This is a genomic window from Pararhizobium sp. O133, from assembly GCF_051669845.1.
Taxonomy (GTDB): domain Bacteria; phylum Pseudomonadota; class Alphaproteobacteria; order Rhizobiales; family Rhizobiaceae; genus Pararhizobium.
On the sequence record NZ_CP196426.1, the window covers coordinates 1,090,134 to 1,107,330 of the forward strand.

The 17,197-nt window shown below is 61.0% G+C and carries 13 protein-coding genes and 1 pseudogene; 9 read left to right on the plus strand and 5 right to left on the minus strand.

Annotated elements, in window-relative coordinates; genetic code table 11:
- Positions 1-22: 22 nt before the first annotated feature.
- Both lysS and gltX read right to left on the minus strand, forming a co-directional pair.
- Entirely contained in the window at positions 23-1,516 is a 1,494-nt protein-coding gene (gene lysS / locus ACST81_RS05025; protein WP_438751751.1) for a lysine--tRNA ligase, read from the minus strand.
- A gap of 189 nt (positions 1,517-1,705) precedes the next feature.
- The gene (gltX, locus tag ACST81_RS05030) at positions 1,706-3,163 is read right to left on the minus strand and encodes a glutamate--tRNA ligase (RefSeq protein WP_438751752.1); all 1,458 of its coding nucleotides are present in this window, start codon (positions 3,161-3,163) and stop codon (positions 1,706-1,708) included.
- A 286-nt stretch (positions 3,164-3,449) separates the two neighbouring features.
- On the opposite strand from gltX, the gene ACST81_RS05035 reads away from it, so the two are divergent.
- The 3 genes from ACST81_RS05035 (at position 3,450) to ACST81_RS05045 (ending at position 4,916) form a co-directional block, all read left to right on the plus strand.
- On the plus strand, positions 3,450-3,797 hold the full coding sequence (locus tag ACST81_RS05035) for an ArsR/SmtB family transcription factor (RefSeq protein WP_438751753.1): 348 nt from the start codon (positions 3,450-3,452) through the stop codon (positions 3,795-3,797).
- A complete protein-coding gene (locus ACST81_RS05040) occupies positions 3,781-4,275 on the plus strand; it encodes an SRPBCC family protein (RefSeq protein WP_438751754.1) in 495 nt (164 codons plus the stop codon). Before ACST81_RS05035 ends, ACST81_RS05040 begins: the two co-directional genes overlap by 17 nt.
- 104 nt (positions 4,276-4,379) lie before the next feature.
- Complete coding sequence (locus ACST81_RS05045) at positions 4,380-4,916, plus strand: SRPBCC family protein (RefSeq protein ID WP_438751755.1); 537 nt, start codon at positions 4,380-4,382, stop codon at positions 4,914-4,916.
- Positions 4,917-5,222: 306 nt separating this feature from the next.
- On the opposite strand, the gene ACST81_RS05050 is transcribed toward ACST81_RS05045, so the two are convergent.
- Complete coding sequence (locus ACST81_RS05050; protein WP_438751756.1) at positions 5,223-5,972, minus strand: TerC family protein; 750 nt, start codon at positions 5,970-5,972, stop codon at positions 5,223-5,225.
- A 178-nt stretch (positions 5,973-6,150) separates the two neighbouring features.
- On the minus strand, positions 6,151-6,855 hold the full coding sequence (locus ACST81_RS05055) for a TetR/AcrR family transcriptional regulator (protein ID WP_438751757.1): 705 nt from the start codon (positions 6,853-6,855) through the stop codon (positions 6,151-6,153).
- A 128-nt stretch (positions 6,856-6,983) separates the two neighbouring features.
- Between ACST81_RS05055 and ACST81_RS05060 the strand changes: the two genes are divergently transcribed.
- The 6 genes and pseudogenes from ACST81_RS05060 (at position 6,984) to ACST81_RS05085 (ending at position 16,096) form a co-directional block, all read left to right on the plus strand.
- Positions 6,984-8,198, plus strand: coding sequence for an HlyD family secretion protein (locus ACST81_RS05060; protein ID WP_438751758.1), 1,215 nt, complete (start codon positions 6,984-6,986; stop codon positions 8,196-8,198).
- 252 nt (positions 8,199-8,450) lie between these two features.
- Complete coding sequence (locus ACST81_RS05065) at positions 8,451-10,046, plus strand: DHA2 family efflux MFS transporter permease subunit (RefSeq protein WP_438751760.1); 1,596 nt, start codon at positions 8,451-8,453, stop codon at positions 10,044-10,046.
- 243 nt (positions 10,047-10,289) lie between these two features.
- Positions 10,290-11,324: pseudogene (locus tag ACST81_RS05070) on the plus strand (LacI family DNA-binding transcriptional regulator); the annotation flags it as partial.
- Positions 11,325-11,400: 76 nt separating this feature from the next.
- Positions 11,401-12,858: a xylulokinase gene (xylB, locus tag ACST81_RS05075; RefSeq protein ID WP_438751761.1), complete on the plus strand. Its 1,458-nt coding sequence runs from the start codon at positions 11,401-11,403 to the stop codon at positions 12,856-12,858.
- A 159-nt stretch (positions 12,859-13,017) separates the two neighbouring features.
- Positions 13,018-14,328 (plus strand): xylose isomerase, encoded by a 1,311-nt coding sequence (xylA, locus tag ACST81_RS05080; RefSeq protein WP_438751762.1) that lies wholly within the window; start codon positions 13,018-13,020, stop codon positions 14,326-14,328.
- Between the two features lie 250 nt (positions 14,329-14,578).
- Entirely contained in the window at positions 14,579-16,096 is a 1,518-nt protein-coding gene (locus tag ACST81_RS05085) for a globin-coupled sensor protein (RefSeq protein WP_438751763.1), read from the plus strand.
- 16 nt (positions 16,097-16,112) lie between these two features.
- Here ACST81_RS05085 and ACST81_RS05090 read toward each other — a convergent pair whose 3' ends face one another.
- Positions 16,113-17,144 carry a LacI family DNA-binding transcriptional regulator gene (locus tag ACST81_RS05090; RefSeq protein ID WP_438751764.1) on the minus strand — a complete coding sequence of 344 codons (1,032 nt, stop codon included), beginning with the start codon at positions 17,142-17,144 and terminating at the stop codon, positions 16,113-16,115.
- Positions 17,145-17,197 lie beyond the last annotated feature (53 nt).

A 17,197-nucleotide genomic window follows, 5' to 3' on the forward strand; every position in this document is an offset into this window, starting at 1 on the left:
CAAACCCGCGAGGTGGGCTCGCTCAGTCCGCCTTGCCGCGTCGGGCCGGAAACAGGATGATATCGCGGATCGAGGGGGCGTTGGTCAGAAGCATGACCAGCCGGTCGACGCCGATGCCGAGCCCGCCGGCGGGCGGCATGCCCTGGTCGATGGCGTCGAGGAATTCATCGTCCAGCTGCTTGGACTTTTCGCCGCGGGCATGGGCCTGTTCCAGCTGCTCGACCATGCGCTTGCGCTGCTCTTCCGGATCGTTGAGTTCCGAAAACGCGTTGCCCAGTTCCCAGGCGTTGCAATAGGTCTCGAAACGCTCGACCAGGCGCGGTTCACCCGGTACTTCCTTGGCAAACGGCGAGATGTCCTTCGGGAAATGGGTGACATGGCTTGGCTGGATCAGCGTGCTCTCGACCTTTTCCTCGAAGATGAAGGCCAGGCATTCACCCCAGGTCCAGTCCTTTTCTATCTCGAAGCCGGCGGCGAGCGCTGCCGCACGGGCTTCCTCGTCCGTCTTCATGGCGAGGAAGTCGATGCCGGTCGCTTCCTTGACGGCATCGGGCATGGGCACGCGCTTGAACGGACCCTTGAACGAGATTTCCTTGTCGCCGAATGTGAATTCCGTCGTGCCGTGGATCGAAAGCGCCAGCTTCTCGAACAGGCGCTCGACGAGGTCCATGATGTCCTCGTAGTCGGCATAGGCCCAGTAGCATTCCATCATGGTGAATTCGGGATTGTGCCGGGTGGAAACGCCTTCGTTGCGGAAGTTGCGGTTGATCTCGAACACCTTGTCGGTCAGGCCGGAAACCAGCGTGCGCTTCAGGAACAGTTCCGGCGCGATGCGCAGGAACATGTCGAGCTTCAGCGTGTTGTGATGCGTCTTGAACGGCTCGGCGGTGGCGCCGCCATAGACCGAGTGCAGCATCGGCGTCTCGACTTCCATGAAGCCGTCGTCTTCCATGAAGCGGCGGATGCCGGAGACGATCTTCGAGCGTTGCTGGAAGCGGATCTTGGATTCCTCATTGGTCATGATGTCGAGGTGACGCTTGCGATAACGCTGCTCGATGTCGGACAGGCCATGCCACTTCTCCGGCATCGGCAGCAGCGACTTCGTCAGCATGGTGATCTCTTGCGCATTGATCGACAGTTCGCCGCGCTTGGTGCGCCGCACCACGCCGGTCACACCGATAATGTCGCCGAGATCGATCATCGGCAGCAGCGCGCGCGCCTCTTCCGGCGTCGTGTCCTTGTGAGAAAAGATTTGGATCTTGCCGCCGGCGTCATGGATATCCATAAACATGCCGGAATTGCGCGAGGAATAGACGCGACCGGCGACCGTGACGACGTCATCCGTCACCACGTCCGCTTCCAGGGTCTCGTATTTCTTCGCCAGATCCGCATTGGTGATCGTGCGGTGAAAATGCGCCGGATAGACGTCGCCGATCTTTTCGCGCAGCAAGGCCAGCTTCTGGGCGCGCACTTCGGTGACGTCGGAGGAGAGGGTGGTTTCGGTCTTGTCGGTCATTGGGCTCGCCTTATCGATGCGGCATATTTGAAATTGTTTTGTTCGCAGCCAGTGCAGCTTGCTCGGACTAACCCTCCCCCTTGTGGGGAGGGTCGGAGCGAAGCGGAGGGGGAGGGGTTTTCTTGTCTGTGAAAAGAAAGACCCCTCCCCAACCCTCCCCACAAGGGGGAGGGGGTTACCGCGCAAGCACTACTTCCCGCTGCCCGCCATCGACGCCGCCACCTGGCCGGCGACCTTCAGGCGCTGGCGCACGACCGAGCGGCCGAGGATCGCCATGGAATCGAACAGCGGCAGCGAGCGCGACGAGCCCGAGACGGCCACGAACAGCGGCGCGACGATGACTTTCAGCTTCTTGTCCATCCGCTCGGCAATCGCCCGTAGCTCGGCTTCGATCGATTCGACGTTCCATTCGAGGATCTTTTCGAGGTCCGGCTGGACCGTGTTGAAGATTTCGACCAGTTCTTCCGGAGTCGATTTGACCTTGGCGAAGGAAGCGGCGTCAAGCGCGAGATCGGACTTGAATAGGAAGCCGGCCAGATCCGGCAGCTCGCCCAGCTTGGAAATGCGCGACTGCGACAGTTTCAGGCCCTGCCGGATGCGGTCGTTTTCCATTGCCCAGGAGAGCACGCGGGCGGCGAATTCGTCTTCGCTCAAGCCTTCGCGCAGCCAGCGGCCGTTCAGCCAGTCGAGTTTCTGCACGTCGAAGATCGCGCCGGCCTTGGAGAGGTTGGCCGGATCGAATTTCTCGGCCAGCTGCTCCATGGTCAGCATCTCTTCGCCCTCGGCGATCTGGATGAAGAACAGGCCGAGGAAGTTCATCAGCGCTTCCGGCAGATAACCGAGCGCGGTGTAATAGGAGATCGAGGTCGGGTTCTTGCGCTTCGACAGTTTCGACTTGTCGTGATTGCGCATCAGCGACAAGTGCATGAACACCGGTGGCTCGAGACCGAGATACTGGTAGATCAGGATGTGCTTGGGCACCGAGGACAGCCATTCCTCGCCGCGCGCCACATGGGTGATCTTCATCAGGTGGTCGTCGACGACATTGGCCATGTGATAGGTCGGCATGCCATCGGCCTTGAGAAGAACCTGCATGTCCACCGCATCCCACGGGATATCGACTTCGCCATAGACGCCGTCGACGAACTTGCAGGAGCCTTCGGTCGGGATTTTCATGCGCACGACGGTTGGCTCACCGGCGGCCATGCGGGTCGTGACTTCCTCGGCGGAGAGGTTGAGGCAGCGGCCATCATATTTCGGCTGCTTGCCGGCTGCGCGCTGGGCCTCGCGCATTTCGGCCAGCCGTTCGGGCGAGCAGAAGCAACGGAAGCCGTGACCGTTGGCGACAATCTTCTCGACGAAAGGCAGGTAAAGGTCCTTACGGTCGCTCTGGCGATAGGGACCATAGGGGCCGCCGATATCCGGGCCTTCCGACCATTTCAAGCCGCACCATTTCAGCGCATCCAGCACCTTGGTCTCGAATTCCGGCGTCGAGCGGGTCGCGTCGGTATCCTCGATGCGCAGGATGAACTCGCCACCCATTTTTTGCGCGAAAAGATAGTTGAACAGCGCAATATAGGCCGTGCCGACATGGGGCTCGCCGGTGGGTGAAGGTGCGATGCGCACCCGGACTGGTCTGTCTGTCATGATCCTGGCCCGTGTTTGACGTGCTTTCGGCCTTCCTGCCGGGGAGGAGTGTCCGGATGTGAAGGCGCATGCATTTAAGGGAAGGAAATGTCCGGTTGTTGCCTGCAAGGGCGGAAATACCGGTCATTCCACGTGGCTGGCGTGAGACCATATTCAATCCGGCGCGTCAAGGAAAACCGCGCCGGAAAGCAAGGGGCTGGTTTGGAAATTGAGCACGGCGTGGTTGACAGTGGCCTTCATTTGATTTACTTAACCTATAAGTTAATTAACTGATTGGTTTAATGCGATGCCTCAAGATCGCCTCAGCATGACGCTTTCGGCGCTGGCCGACCCAACGCGGCGGGCCATCCTGGCGCGGCTTTCGTCCGGCGAGGCCTCCGTCAATGAACTGGCGGAGCCATTCGACATGAGCCTGCCTGCCGTTTCGAAACATCTGAAGGTCCTGGAAAAGGCGGGGCTGATCAGCCGTGGGCGCGAGGCGCAGTGGCGCCCGTGCAAGCTGGAGGCGGGGCCTTTGCGTGATGTGAACGCCTGGCTGGAAAATTACCGACAATTCTGGGACGAGAGCCTCGATCGGCTCGGTCTCTATCTGCAAAAGCTGCAAAAGGGAGATGGAAATGGACGCCCGAGCTGAATACGTGCCTGCCGACAAGGCCAACCTTGTCCTGAAGCGAACCTACGATGCGCCCGTCGCGCTGGTCTTCAAGGTCTGGACCGATCCCTATCATCTTGCCCAATGGTGGGGGCCGCACGGCTATACGACCCCGGTCTGCGAGGTGGACCTGCGGCCCGGCGGCATCATCCGCCTGCACATGGAAGGCGAGGATGGCGTGCGCAACCCGTCCAACGGCGTGGTCAAGGAAGTGGTCGAGAACGAGCGCTTCGCCTTCACCACCACCTGGGACGACGGCGACGGCAAGCCGATGATCGAGTTGTTGAACACCGTCACCCTGCGCGCCGTCGGCGACCGTACCGAGATGACGTTGCACACCCAAGTGTTGCAGATCACCCAGGAGCTGGTGCCGCAACTCGATGGCGGCATGGAAGCGGGCTGGAGCGAGAGCCTCGAGAAGTTCGCTTCCGTCGTTGCCGCGCTCAAGAAGGCCGGCTGAGTTATCGAAGCCTTCGGGGGGCGCATCATCATGCGCTCTCCTTCATGAGCCGGCTTTGGATGTTCCGGCCGGTCGACAATTTCAACGCGTTTCAGGAACCCGATATGCTGAAAATCCTGCTGATCATCCTTGCCATCATCGTCGTGCTCTTGTTGGCCGTCGTCGTCTTCGCATCGACCAAACCCGATACTTTCCACGTCGAGCGCAGCGTGGTTATCAACGCGCCGCCGGAGAAAATCTTCCCGCTCATCGCCGACTTCCGTGAGTGGCAGGCCTGGTCGCCATATGAAAAGAAAGATCCGGCGATGACACGGACAGTCAGCGGGGCGGACAGCGGCCTCGGCGCAGTCTATGCCTGGGATGGAAACAGCAATGTCGGTGCCGGCCGCATGGAGATTGTCGAAGCGACCCCGCCCTCACAAGTGCAGATCAAGCTCGATTTCAGCCGTCCGATCGAAGGCCACAACGTCGCGACCTTCACGCTTGCTCCGGCGACGCAAGGGACCACCGTCACCTGGGCGATGGACGGCCCCAGCCCGCTGATTGCCAAGGTCATGGGGCTGGTTTTCAACATGGACACGATGATCGGCGGTGACTTCTCTCAGGGACTGCGGAATCTGAAGGCTCTTGCCGAGAAATAAAAAATGGAACCATCCTTGGCATCACCCGTTGTTCCATAGCGAGGAAAGCGGGCTGTGCCAACCGGACTCGAGGGAGATGGAGAACGCGGAGATTTTTCCGGTTTCTCTTCGCGGCCAACGAAAAGGCAGTCGAGCTCCTCTACCCCTTCGGCCCGTGTCCTCGCACCGCGCAGACTTCGAATTGCCCCGGGAATGATTCCCGGGGCATTTTGATTCCCGACGTCTATTGCTTTCGGCTACACCACCAAAAAACAGGGGAGCGCGGCCGATGACTGCGCTCCCCTCAATCTTCTGATGATTGGCAGTTCAATGCTTCGCTTGCTTGTCTTTCTGCCGCTTGCGCCGTGACAGCATGTTGAGGACCTCGACCAGCGCCGAGAATGCCATGGCGGCGTAGACGTAACCCTTCGGAACGTGGAACCCGGCGCCTTCGGCAATGAGCGTCGTGCCGATCATCAGCAGGAAGCCCAGTGCCAGCATGACGATGGTCGGGTTCTTTTCGATGAAGCGGGCCAGAGGACCGGATGCGACGAGCATGACGGTCACCGCGAACACGACTGCAATGACCATGATCGGGAGATGCGGGGTCATGCCGACAGCGGTGATGATGCTGTCGATGGAAAAGACGAGGTCGAGAACCAGAATTTGGCCGATGGCCGCAGCAAATGTGGTCGTGCCGGCCTTGGCGATGATATCTTCTTCATGGTCCACCGGGTCGACGGTGTGATGGATTTCCTTCGTCGCTTTCCAGACGAGAAAGAGACCGCCGGCAATCAGGATCATGTCCTTCCAGGAATAACCATGTCCGAAGAGGTCGAACACCGGCTCGGTCAACTGGACGATCCAGGCAACGGTTCCGAGCAGTCCGAGCCGCATGATCAGCGCCAGTCCGATGCCGATGCGACGCGCCTTCTCACGGTTTTCCGGCGGCAGCTTGTTGGTCAGGATCGAGATGAAGATGAGGTTGTCGATGCCGAGCACGACCTCCATCACGATCAGGGTAATCAGGGCAATCCAGGCGGTCGGATCTTGCAGCAGTAGCAAAGTATCCTGCATCGGGGGAGGTTCCTTCCTCGATTCGAGATGCGCATAGGTTAACCCGCGTCTCCAGCGGAAAACGCGGGCGAATGATGCCCTTGTATGTATGGGGAAATGTCGCGATGGCAAGCGGTTCGCTTGCGCTGGATACCGTTAATTGCTGGCTGGAATCCAGACTTGACGCCCGAGCCGGTTTTCAGGCGTTGGCCGAAGCCTTTACCCCATAGGCAGCAAGGAAGACGCGTACGGCCCCGGTAATGACCCGGTCGATCTCCTGCGGTGGCGGCGCGTGTTCCATGGTTCCGAACAGGCGGACCTTGAAAAAGCCGCCACTGGAAAGATCGAGAAACTGCCCGGCCGCCAGATCGAGGTCTTCGATCTTGAGATTGCCGAGATCGACCTGATGCTCGAGGAACCCCTGCAAGACGGTTCGCAAGTTCTCCGGCCCCTTGAAGAAGCGCCGACACAGATCCGGCATGCGGTCGCGAACGCCGAGCACGGTGCGCATGGCATTGATGACCTTTTCACCGGTCATATGGGTGACGAAGCTGACGCCGAATTTGTAAAGGCCTGTCTCGACATCCTCGTTGGACGCGAGGACGGTGCGGACGGTGGCAAGGAAAATCGCCCGTTCGCGCTCGATCATCGCCGAAAACAGGTCTTCCTTGTTTTCGAAATAAACATAGATCGTGCCTTTGGAGACACCGGCCTCGCGGGTGATGTCGTTCATGCTGGCGGCGTCGAAGCCGACGCTCATGAAGACGCGCTTTGCGCCCTCGATGATCTGCTCGCGCTTTGCCGGGTCTTCTCCCGCGACTTTTCGGCCGGCAGGCCAGCGATCGTCGGGGCGCTCGGAGCCTTCGAGCAGATTTTCCCGTGCATTGTTTTCGGTGGCGGACATCTTTGTCTCTTTTTTAACTTTTCGAACCGCTTGGTTCGATTTGGCTTGATATGTGCATTGATTAGCACTATGTCAATCGAACTGAACGGTTCGGTCCGAATTTCTCATATAAGGTCTGGTTGCGCAATATGTCCGTTTCAAGCAAATCCGGTGCTGCCCACGTTCGTCCCGTCGGCGATGATTTCAACGTGGAGGACGACCAGGCCATCGCGACCGAACCGGTCGCGGAAGCGCCGGCTGCAAAGCCCGTTGAAGCCGCTGCGCCTGCGCCTGCCGCGGCGTCCAAGCGCAGCAAGTTCGTCTTTCCAATCATCGTTCTGGCCGCGCTCGCTGCGGGTGGCTGGTACGGTTATGATTGGTGGACCAATGGCCGCTTCATGATCTCGACCGACGATGCCTATATCGAAGGCGATATAGCTTCGATCTCGCCGAAGGTTTCGGGTTATATCGAGAAGGTCAATGTCGTTGCCAACCAGCATGTGAAGGCCGGCGACCCGCTGATCACGCTCGACAAGGAAGATTACCGCATTGCCGCCGATCAGGCGCAGGCGCAGATCGATACGGAAAAGCTCTCCTTGCAGCGCTTCGATGCGCAGATCGTCGGTGCCGAAGCCAGCGTGCAGCAGGCGCAGGCCCAGAAAACAGCCCTTCAGGCGACCGTGCGGGGTGCCGAAATCACGCTCAAGCGTGCCAGCGACCTCCAGTCAAAGGCAGTCGGCACGGTCGCCTCCCTCGACAGCGCGACGATCGCGCTTGACCAGGCAAAGGCAAACCTGATCGGCGCCGACGCCGCCATCGCGACGGCGACGGCCAATATTGCTGTCCTGAAGGCACAACGCGCCGAGGCCGAAAGCACGATCCAATCGCTTGAACTCGCCCGTGAAAAGGCGCAGCGCGATCTGGGCTTCACGGTTCTGAAGGCGCCCTATGACGGCATCGTCGGCAACCTGGCCGTCCAGGATGGCGATCTCGTCTCCGCCGGCCAGCGTCTTGCGGCCCTTGTTCCGGTCGATCAGCTCTATATCGACGCTAATTTCAAGGAAACGCAGATCGCTCACATGGTTCCGGGCTCGAAGGTCAACATCCATGTGGATGCCTTCGACGAGGAGCCGATCGTCGGCACGGTCCAGTCGATCTCACCGGCCTCCGGCTCGGTCTTCTCGCTGCTGCCGGCTGAAAACGCCACGGGCAACTTCACCAAGGTGATCCAGCGCGTTCCGGTGCGCATCGTGTTCCCGAAGGACGTGCTGGAAAGCGGCCGCCTGCGTGCCGGCCTCAGCGTCGTCGTCGATGTCGATACGCGCACCGCGCCGAAGACGCAGGATACCGCGGCGGTCCAGTAACTAGCCCGCCACGCCGGTCTGAAGAACGCCCCTCACCCTAGCCCTCTCCCCGCATGCGGGGGGAGGGGACTGGTTCGGAATGTGCGGCTTGTCCCTTCTCCCCGTCTCGACGGGGAGAAGGTGCCCGACAGGGCGGATGAGGGGCCTCTATGATGGCCCCGGCATTTGAAAGCCGCTCGAGACAATGCATTCAATATTCACATTATGATGACCGTCTCGCTCACAATGAGGAGAAGGCCGGGAGCAAAGCCGATGGCTGCCACCGCAACCGCAGGAACGATGCCTGTCTCCACCGCCAACGCGGAAGAGCGGATGGATCCGAAGCGCCTGATCGCGTTCTTCGCCATGGTCTTCGGCATGTTCATGTCGATCCTCGACATCCAGATCGTCTCGGCCTCGCTTGCGGAAATCCAGGCGGGTCTCTCGGCCGGTTCGGACGAAGTCGCCTGGGTGCAGACCGCCTATCTGATTGCCGAGGTCATCATGATCCCGCTCTCGGGCACGTTGGCGCGTATCGTCTCCACGCGCGTACTATTCTCGGTTTCCGCCGCGGGTTTCACCGCCGCCAGCGCGCTCGCCGCCACCGCGACGAATATCGACCAGATGATCATCTACCGTGCGCTGCAGGGATTCATCGGCGGCGGCATGATTCCGTCGGTCTTTGCAGCCGCCTTCACCATCTTCCCGCCGTCGAAGCGCAGCATCGTATCGCCGATCATCGGTTTGGTCGCGACGCTTGCGCCGACCATCGGACCGACCGTCGGCGGCTATCTCAGCCACGCCTTCTCCTGGCACTGGCTGTTCCTCATCAACGTCATTCCGGGCATCATCGTCACCATCGTCACATGGAACTTCATCGATTTCGACAAGCCGGAACTGCATCTGTTCAAGAAGTTCGACTGGTGGGGCCTGTTCTCGATGGCGGTGTTCCTCGGCACGCTCGAATATGTGCTGGAGGAAGGCAACAAGAACGATTGGTTCGCCGACGAAACCATCTTTATCGCCGCCATCGCCTCGGCCATCGGTGCCATAGTCTTCTTTTATCGAGCCTTCAAGATCGAATTTCCGATCGTCGATTTGAGGGCTTTCGCCAATCGAAACTTCGCGTTCGGCTCGCTGTTCTCGTTCATCATGGGCATCGGGCTTTACGGCTTGACCTATCTCTATCCGGTCTATCTAGGGCGCATCCGCGGATACGATTCGCTGATGATCGGCGAGACCATGTTCGTATCCGGCCTTGCCATGTTCTGCACCGCGCCGATCGCCGGCCGGCTGTCGACCAAGCTCGATCCGCGCATCATGATGGCCATCGGCTTTTCGAGCTTTGCCGCTGGCACCTGGCTGATGAGTGGGCTGACGGCCGACTGGGATTTCTACGAATTGCTCGTGCCGCAGATCCTGCGCGGTTTCGGCCTGATGATGTGCATGGTGCCGATCAACAACGTCGCGCTCGGAACCCTGTCGCCGGAACGTGTCCGTGGCGCCTCCGGCCTGTTCAACCTGACGCGTAACCTTGGCGGCGCCGTCGGTCTCGCAGCGATCAACACCATGCTGACCCAGCGCCAGGAAGAACATTACGCACGCCTGCAGGAACATGTGCAGTGGGGCAATCCAGAAGCCATGGATCAGCTGAACAACATGATCGCCAAGTACAATGCCCATGGTCTCGACGGTGCGACGATCGCGATTCAGAAACTGTCGGGCATGGTCACCCAGCAGGCAGTCATCCTGTCGTTCATCGATGTTTTCAACATCCTCACCGCCCTGTTCGGTGCCTTGGTTTTCTGCGCCTTCCTGATCAAAAAGCCGCAACCCGTCCCAACGGGCGCCGGTGGCGGCGGTCACTGATATCAGTCTATGAAGCACCAGAATGCCCTGAAGCCGGACGCTTCGGGGCATGTGCGTGAATGGCGCTTCTCCGATTGTTGCAGCTTTTCTCCCGGCCGGCGATGGCCGTGCCCGCCTGAACGTCCCGCAATCCGGTCACAGTCCGGCGCCAATCCGTTGTGGCCTGGCGGGCAATCGGCATGCGTTGAAATTTCTGATTTACGTACATCAAAATTTCCTCTAAGGCTCGTTCCTGGAGGAAACATGCGCCCGACAGTTCACGATATCGCTGCTGCTGCAGGCGTCAGCCTGGCCACCGTCGACCGCGTGTTGAACCAGCGCGCCGGTGTCCGGGCCGTGACGCGCGAGAAGGTCGAGCAGGCGATCGAGCGCATTGGCTACGTCAGGGATGTCGCGGCTGCCAACCTCGCCAAGAGCCGTGTCTATCCTTTCATCTTTATCCTGCCCGCCGGCGACAATTCGTTCATGCGCGGGCTGGAAATGCAGGTGCGCGCGGCAATCGCGCGGTCGCCGGTCGAGCGCACCGCGATTTCCATCGTTACCGTTCCGGCCTTCAACGTCGAAGCGCTGGTGGCGGCATTGGACGATGCGCGCGCAGCGGCACCTGCCGGCGTTGCCGTCGTTGCCATCGATTCTCCCGATGTCATTGCCGCCGTGGACCGATTGCGGGCGGCACGCATTCCCGTCGTCACGCTGGTCTCGGATCTTCCCGGTTCGCAGCGCGATCACTTCGCCGGCGTCGACAACGTCGCGGCGGGCCGCACGGCCGGCAGCCTGATGGGGCGCTTTCTCGGTGGGCGTTCGGGAGCGGTCGCGGTGCTGGCTGGCTCCATGCTGGTGCGCGACCACCGCGAGCGGCTCGATGGCTTCAATGCGGTGATGAGTCAGGATTTTCCCGGCCATCCGTTGCAGCCCGTTCTCGAAGGACAGGATGATCCGGCCCGGGTGGAGCGCCTGATCGGCGAACTGCTGGCTGGAAAGGATACGATTACTGGTATCTACAGCCTCGGCGCCGGCAACAAGGGACTGATCGCCGCCTTGAAGAAGCGCTCGGGCAAAACGCCGATCTGCGTCATCGCCCATGAACTGACGCCGCACACGCGGGCTGCGCTCAACGACGGCCTGATCGATGCGGTGCTGAACCAGGATGCGGGTCACGAGGTGCGCAGCGCGATCCGCGTGCTGAAGGCCAAAGCCGATGGCGTCGCGGTGCTCGGCGCGCAGGAGCGCATCCGGATCGACATCTTCCTCAAGGACAACCTGCCGTTCGAGCGGGATGCCGCGACAGACACGCCCCTCGACCGGGGCAGCAACCAGATGCCCGACCAGGGCGAAGAAGACTAGGGAGACCATCATGTATCTCGGTTTGGATCTCGGCACGTCCGGGGTGAAGGCATTGCTGATCGACGACAACCAGAAGGTTGTCGGCTCGGCCTCCGGTGCCATGGATGTTTCCCGGCCGCATCCGGGCTGGTCGGAACAGGATCCGGCCCAGTGGGTGCGCGCGACGGAAGAGGCGATCGCCGGGTTGAAGGTGTCGCATCCGAAGGAACTGGCCGCCGTCAAGGGCATCGGCCTGTCCGGTCATATGCATGGCGCCACCCTGCTCGACGATCAGGACAAGGTCCTGCGCCCCTGCATTCTCTGGAACGATACGCGCAGCGCAGCGCAGGCCGCCGCGCTCGATGCCGACCCGCAGTTCCGAGCCTTGACCGGCAATATCGTCTTCCCCGGTTTTACCGCGCCAAAACTCGTCTGGGTCGCTGAAAACGAACCGGATATCTTCGCCAAGGTCCGCTGGGTCCTGTTGCCGAAGGACTATCTGCGTCTCTGGCTGACCGGGGAGCATATTTCCGAAATGTCGGATTCCGCCGGCACGTCCTGGCTCGACACCGGCAAGCGCGCCTGGTCCGACAGTCTTCTCTCCGCAACCGGCCTTGAGCGGCGTCAGATGCCGGATCTCGTCGAAGGCACAGAGCAAGGCGGCATGCTGAAGGGCGACCTGGCCACCAAATGGGGCATGGGCGCCAATGTCGTCGTGGCCGGCGGAGCAGGGGACAATGCGGCTTCCGCCTGCGGCATGGGCACGGTCGGTGAAGGTCATGCCTTCGTCTCGCTCGGCACGTCCGGCGTTCTGTTCGCCGCCAATTCCAGCTATCTGCCGAACCCGGAAAGCGCCGTTCACGCCTTCTGCCACGCGCTGCCCAACACCTGGCACCAGATGGGCGTCATCCTGTCGGCGACCGATGCGCTCAACTGGCATTCCGGCGTGACCGGCAAGAGCGCCGCCGATCTGACGGCGGAACTCGGCGATAGTCTCAAGGCTCCATCGGGCGTCACCTTCCTGCCTTATCTTTCCGGCGAGCGTACGCCGCACAATGATGCCGCCATTCGTGGGGTTTTTGCTGGTCTCGGCCATGAGAGCAGCCGGGTCGTGCTAACCCAGGCCGTGCTTGAAGGCGTCTCCTTCGCGCTGCGTGACAGCCTCGAAGCGCTGAAAGCCGCCGGCACCAACCTGTCTCGCGTCACCGCTATCGGCGGCGGCTCTCGCTCGCGCTACTGGCTGAAGTCGATCGCCACGGCGCTGGGCCTGCCGGTCGATGTTCCCGCTGATGGCGATTTCGGTGCCGCCTTCGGCGCCGCCCGCCTCGGTTTGGTCGCCGCCACCAAGGCGGATCCGCTCTCGGTCTTCACCGCACCCGCAACGGCGGAAACTGTCCAGCCGGACGCTGCCCTGTCCGGCGCCTACGAGGATGCCTACCAGCGCTATCGCCGGCTCTACCCGGCCATCAAGTCCGCGACCCAGAACTAGAGAATTGCCCCTCACCCTAACCCTCTCCCCGCATGCGGGGAGAGGGGACACCGGAAGGTGCGGCATCTCCTTCGCCCCGCTGGCGGGGAGAAGGTGCCCGAAGGGCGGATGAGGGGCCGAGCAACAAATTCGAACGTTAATTGAGGAAGGAAAATCCCTATGAGCACCGGTTTCTTCGGCGATATAGCCAAGATCAAATATGAAGGCCCCGACAGCACCAACCCGCTGGCCTATCGTTATTACCAGCCCGACGAAATCGTCATGGGCAAGCGGATGGAAGACCATCTGCGCTTCGCCGTCGCCTACTGGCACACCTTCACCTGGCCGGGCGGCGACCCCTTTGGCGGCCAGACCTTCCTGCGCCCCTGGTTCGAAGACACGATGGCGGCTGCCAAACTGAAGGCCGACGTCGCCTTCGAATTCTTCCAGCTGCTCGGCGTACCCTATTACTGCTTCCACGATGCCGATGTGCGTCCCGAAGGCAGGAACTTCGCCGAGAACACCAGGAATCTCAACGAGATCGTCGATTACTTCGCCGAGAAGCAGGCTGCCACCGGCGTCAAGCTGCTCTGGGGCACGGCCAACCTCTTCTCCAACCGCCGCTTCATGTCGGGTGCCGCGACCAATCCGGATCCGGATGTCTTCGCCTTCTCTGCCGCGACCGTGAAGACATGCATGGATGCCACGCAGAAGCTCGGCGGCGAGAACTACGTCCTCTGGGGTGGCCGCGAAGGCTATGAAACGCTGCTCAACACCGACCTCAAGCGCGAACTGGATCAACTCGGCCGCTTCCTCAACCTCGTGGTCGAGTACAAGCACAAGATCGGCTACAAGGGCGCGATCCTGATCGAGCCGAAGCCGCAGGAGCCGACCAAGCACCAGTACGACTACGACGTCGCGACGGTCTATGGCTTCCTCAAGAGGAACGGCCTTGAAAACGAGGTGAAGGTCAATATCGAGCAGGGCCATGCGATCCTTGCCGGCCATTCCTTCGAGCATGAACTGGCGCTTGCCAATGCGCTGGGCATCTTCGGCTCGATCGACATGAACCGCAATGACTACCAGTCCGGCTGGGATACCGACCAGTTCCCCAACAACGTGCCGGAAATGGCGCTGGCCTATTATCACGTCCTGGCGGGCGGCGGCTTCACGACCGGGGGCACCAATTTCGATGCCAAGCTTCGCCGCCAGTCGCTCGATCCGGCCGATCTGCTGATCGGTCACATCGGCGGCATGGATTGCTGCGCCCGCGGCCTGAAAGCTGCTGCCAAGATGATCGAGGACAAGGCACTCTCCAAGCCGCTCACCGACCGTTATGCCGGCTGGGATTCGGCCGAGGGCCAGAAACTGCTCGCCGGCGGTTTCTCGCTGGAAGAGATCGCCCAGTGGGTCGAGGCCAAGGACATCAATCCGCAGCCGAAATCCGGCCGGCAGGAACTGCTCGAAAACGTCGTTAACCGCTACGTCTGATGTGTTTTCACGGGTAGAAAAATGACGGAAGGGCGCTACGGCGCCCTTCTTTTTGCCTGCACCTGTTCCGGGCAATTTTACTTTAGAAAGCAATACATTAGAAGGAGTGATGGGGCAGATTTCCGTGCGGTTTTAAAGGTATTCTTAACCACCCGGTTCTACTTGTCGTCAAAACCCGCGCCTTTCTCTGCCGACATGACGTCGAACACGCAGCCCGCATGTCCTCCTTCACTCCCAAAGGATATCCGGCATGACTGGTACTTCTGCTCTTACGAAACAGCTCAACGAACGGCTCGACTTTGTCGGTCTCGGCGCCGAGGAGCGGGAGATTCTCGCCAAGGCCCAGCCCGTCATTTCAGCCTCCCTTGATGGCGCGCTCGACAAGTTCTACGCCAAGGCGACGGCCCATCCGGAGACAGCGAAATTCTTCTCCAGCGACGCCCATGTCAAAAGTGCGAAGGCGCGGCAGGTGCGCCATTGGGACAAGATCGCGTCCGGCAACCTTGACGGTGCCTATGTCGAGGCCGTCACCGCGATCGGCAAGACCCATGCCCGCCTCGGGCTGGAGCCGCGCTGGTATATCGGCGGTTATGCGCTGATCATGGAAACCATCGTCAAGAATGTCGTGGACGCGCACCTGCAGGGCTTTCTGCATCGCCGGAAGGCCCAGGCTGTCAGCGGCGATATCGCGGCCATCATGAAAGTCGCCTTCGTCGATATGGACTACGCGATCTCCGTCTATCTGGAGGCGCTGCAGGACGAGCGCGCCAAGGCGGAAGCGGAACGCAAAACCCTCGCCGACCAGCAGGACGATGCCCTTTCGGCATTGGACATGTCGCTCAACGGCCTCGCCGGCGGCAATCTGACGGCGCATATCGACGCGGCGCTGGCGCCGAAATTCGATGACCTGAAATCCAATTTCAACTCGGCCCTCTCGACGCTCGACAAGACGCTCGGCGCCATCGTCGCCGGTGCGGACGAAACGTCAAACAATGCCGGCGAGCTTGTCTCTGCAATCGACGACATGGCGCGGCGCACCGAGCAGCAGGCGGCGTCCCTGGAAGAAACCGCTGCGGCCCTTGAAGAGATCACGACGATTTCCAAGGAGGCGGCCGTGCGCACCGAGGAGGCCCGTCGTGTCGTCGGCACGGCGACCGAGGAAGCACGCCGTTCCGGCGAAGTGGTCGAGAAGGCGGTGTCCGCGATGAGCGCCATCGAGGAATCCTCGCGCAAGATCACCCAGATCATCAGCGTCATCGATCAGATATCGTTCCAGACCAATCTTCTGGCGTTGAACGCCGGCGTCGAAGCGGCCCGCGCCGGCGATGCGGGCAAGGGCTTTGCGGTTGTTGCCCAGGAGGTGCGCGAACTCGCGCAGAAGTCGGCCGACGCGGCCAAGGAAATAAAGTCGCTGATCGACAAGTCCTTCGAGGACGTCCTGACCGGCGTTTCGCTCGTCAACAACACCGGCGAAGCCCTCAAGACGATCGGCGAGCAGGTCACCCACATCAACGGCCACATTGATGCGATTGCAGGCTCGGCGCGCGAGCAGGCAATCGGGATTGCCGAGATCAACACGGCCGTCACCGGCATGGACCAGATGACGCAACAGAATGCCGCCATGGTGGAGCAGACTGCAGCGGCAACGCACAATCTGATGCGGGTCAGCATGAGCCTGAAACAGATGGCCGGCCAGTTCACGGTTTCCGACAGGTCGGCATCGGCGCAGGGCGCCGGTCTTTCGCGATCGCGCCGCCGCGCGGCTTAGTATCCGGTAACTGGCGCTATCGCTTCGTCCATTCGCGTGACGGCGCCGCGACGGAGTTTCGGACAATCAGATCGGGTCGGAGCAGGATTTCTGTTTCGGCCGGTTGTCCATCCGACAAAAGCTCCAGCAGCAGCGCCATGGCGTGCTTGCCGATCAATGTGCGCGGCTGGCGGATCGTGGTGAGGGCGGGCGACATGAAGCTTGCCTGCGGCACGTCATCAAAGCCGGTGACGGAAAAATCCCTCGGAATATCGTAGCCGCGCGCGCCAAGACCGATCATCACGCCGATAGCCGTCTGGTCGTTGACGCACATGAAGGCGGTCGGCAGCGTATCGCGCATGAACAGTTGCTCGACGGCCAGGCGCCCGCTTTCGATCGTACCGTCGCCTTCGAAGACAACGCGCAGTTCGGCCGGAACATTGGCCGCGTTCAAGCCAGCCTCATAGCCTTGCCGGCGCCGGCCATAGGCAAGCCGCGTGCGCGAATCGCCGATGAAGGCGATCTTGCGGTGTCCTTCCGCGAGCAGAAGGTCCACCACCTTGCGGGCGCCCTCGATATCATCCACGCCGACATAGGGGATACCGCCGTTGAACACGGGTTCGAAAACGCCGACGCTGGGTGGTAGCCGCGCCGTCATCGTCTGATGGCCGAAAGGCAGGATGCCCGTAAACAGGATCAAACCCGCCGCCTGGTTCGAATTGAGGAATTTCAGATATTCCAGCCCGCGCTGGGCGTCGTTCTGCGTATGGCCGATCAGCACGCCATAGCCATGCGACCGGGCCTCGTTCTCAAGACCAATCAGGATATTGGAAAAATTCGGGTCTCCGATATCGGGCGCCACGACCAGAATCATGTTCGAGCGACCAAGCCTGAGGCTGCGCGCCATGGCGTTGGTCGTGTAGCCGGTAACGGCAATCGCCTGGTTGACCTTCAGTCGCGTCGAGTTCGCCACCTTCTCCGGCGTGTGAATGGCGCGCGAAACAGTCGCGATCGAAACTTCGGCGATCCGGGCGACATCTTCGATTGTTGCGGGCGTGGAATTCGACACGGAATCTGCCTTGGGTCTCGTCTGCGCGGGACACTACACAGACTCACCCGGAG

Bases quoted from the DNA above. Each gene is read 5' to 3' on its own strand.
- lysS (WP_438751751.1), bottom strand. From the start codon at position 1,516: ATGACCGACAAGACCGAAACCACCCTCTCCTCCGACGTCACCGAAGTG.
- gltX (WP_438751752.1), bottom strand. From the start codon at position 3,163: ATGACAGACAGACCAGTCCGGGTGCGCATCGCACCTTCACCCACCGGC.
- ACST81_RS05035 (WP_438751753.1), top strand. From the start codon at position 3,450: ATGCCTCAAGATCGCCTCAGCATGACGCTTTCGGCGCTGGCCGACCCA.
- ACST81_RS05040 (WP_438751754.1), top strand. From the start codon at position 3,781: ATGGACGCCCGAGCTGAATACGTGCCTGCCGACAAGGCCAACCTTGTC.
- ACST81_RS05045 (WP_438751755.1), top strand. From the start codon at position 4,380: ATGCTGAAAATCCTGCTGATCATCCTTGCCATCATCGTCGTGCTCTTG.
- ACST81_RS05050 (WP_438751756.1), bottom strand. From the start codon at position 5,972: ATGCAGGATACTTTGCTACTGCTGCAAGATCCGACCGCCTGGATTGCC.
- ACST81_RS05055 (WP_438751757.1), bottom strand. From the start codon at position 6,855: ATGTCCGCCACCGAAAACAATGCACGGGAAAATCTGCTCGAAGGCTCC.
- ACST81_RS05060 (WP_438751758.1), top strand. From the start codon at position 6,984: ATGTCCGTTTCAAGCAAATCCGGTGCTGCCCACGTTCGTCCCGTCGGC.
- ACST81_RS05065 (WP_438751760.1), top strand. From the start codon at position 8,451: ATGGCTGCCACCGCAACCGCAGGAACGATGCCTGTCTCCACCGCCAAC.
- xylB (WP_438751761.1), top strand. From the start codon at position 11,401: ATGTATCTCGGTTTGGATCTCGGCACGTCCGGGGTGAAGGCATTGCTG.
- xylA (WP_438751762.1), top strand. From the start codon at position 13,018: ATGAGCACCGGTTTCTTCGGCGATATAGCCAAGATCAAATATGAAGGC.
- ACST81_RS05085 (WP_438751763.1), top strand. From the start codon at position 14,579: ATGACTGGTACTTCTGCTCTTACGAAACAGCTCAACGAACGGCTCGAC.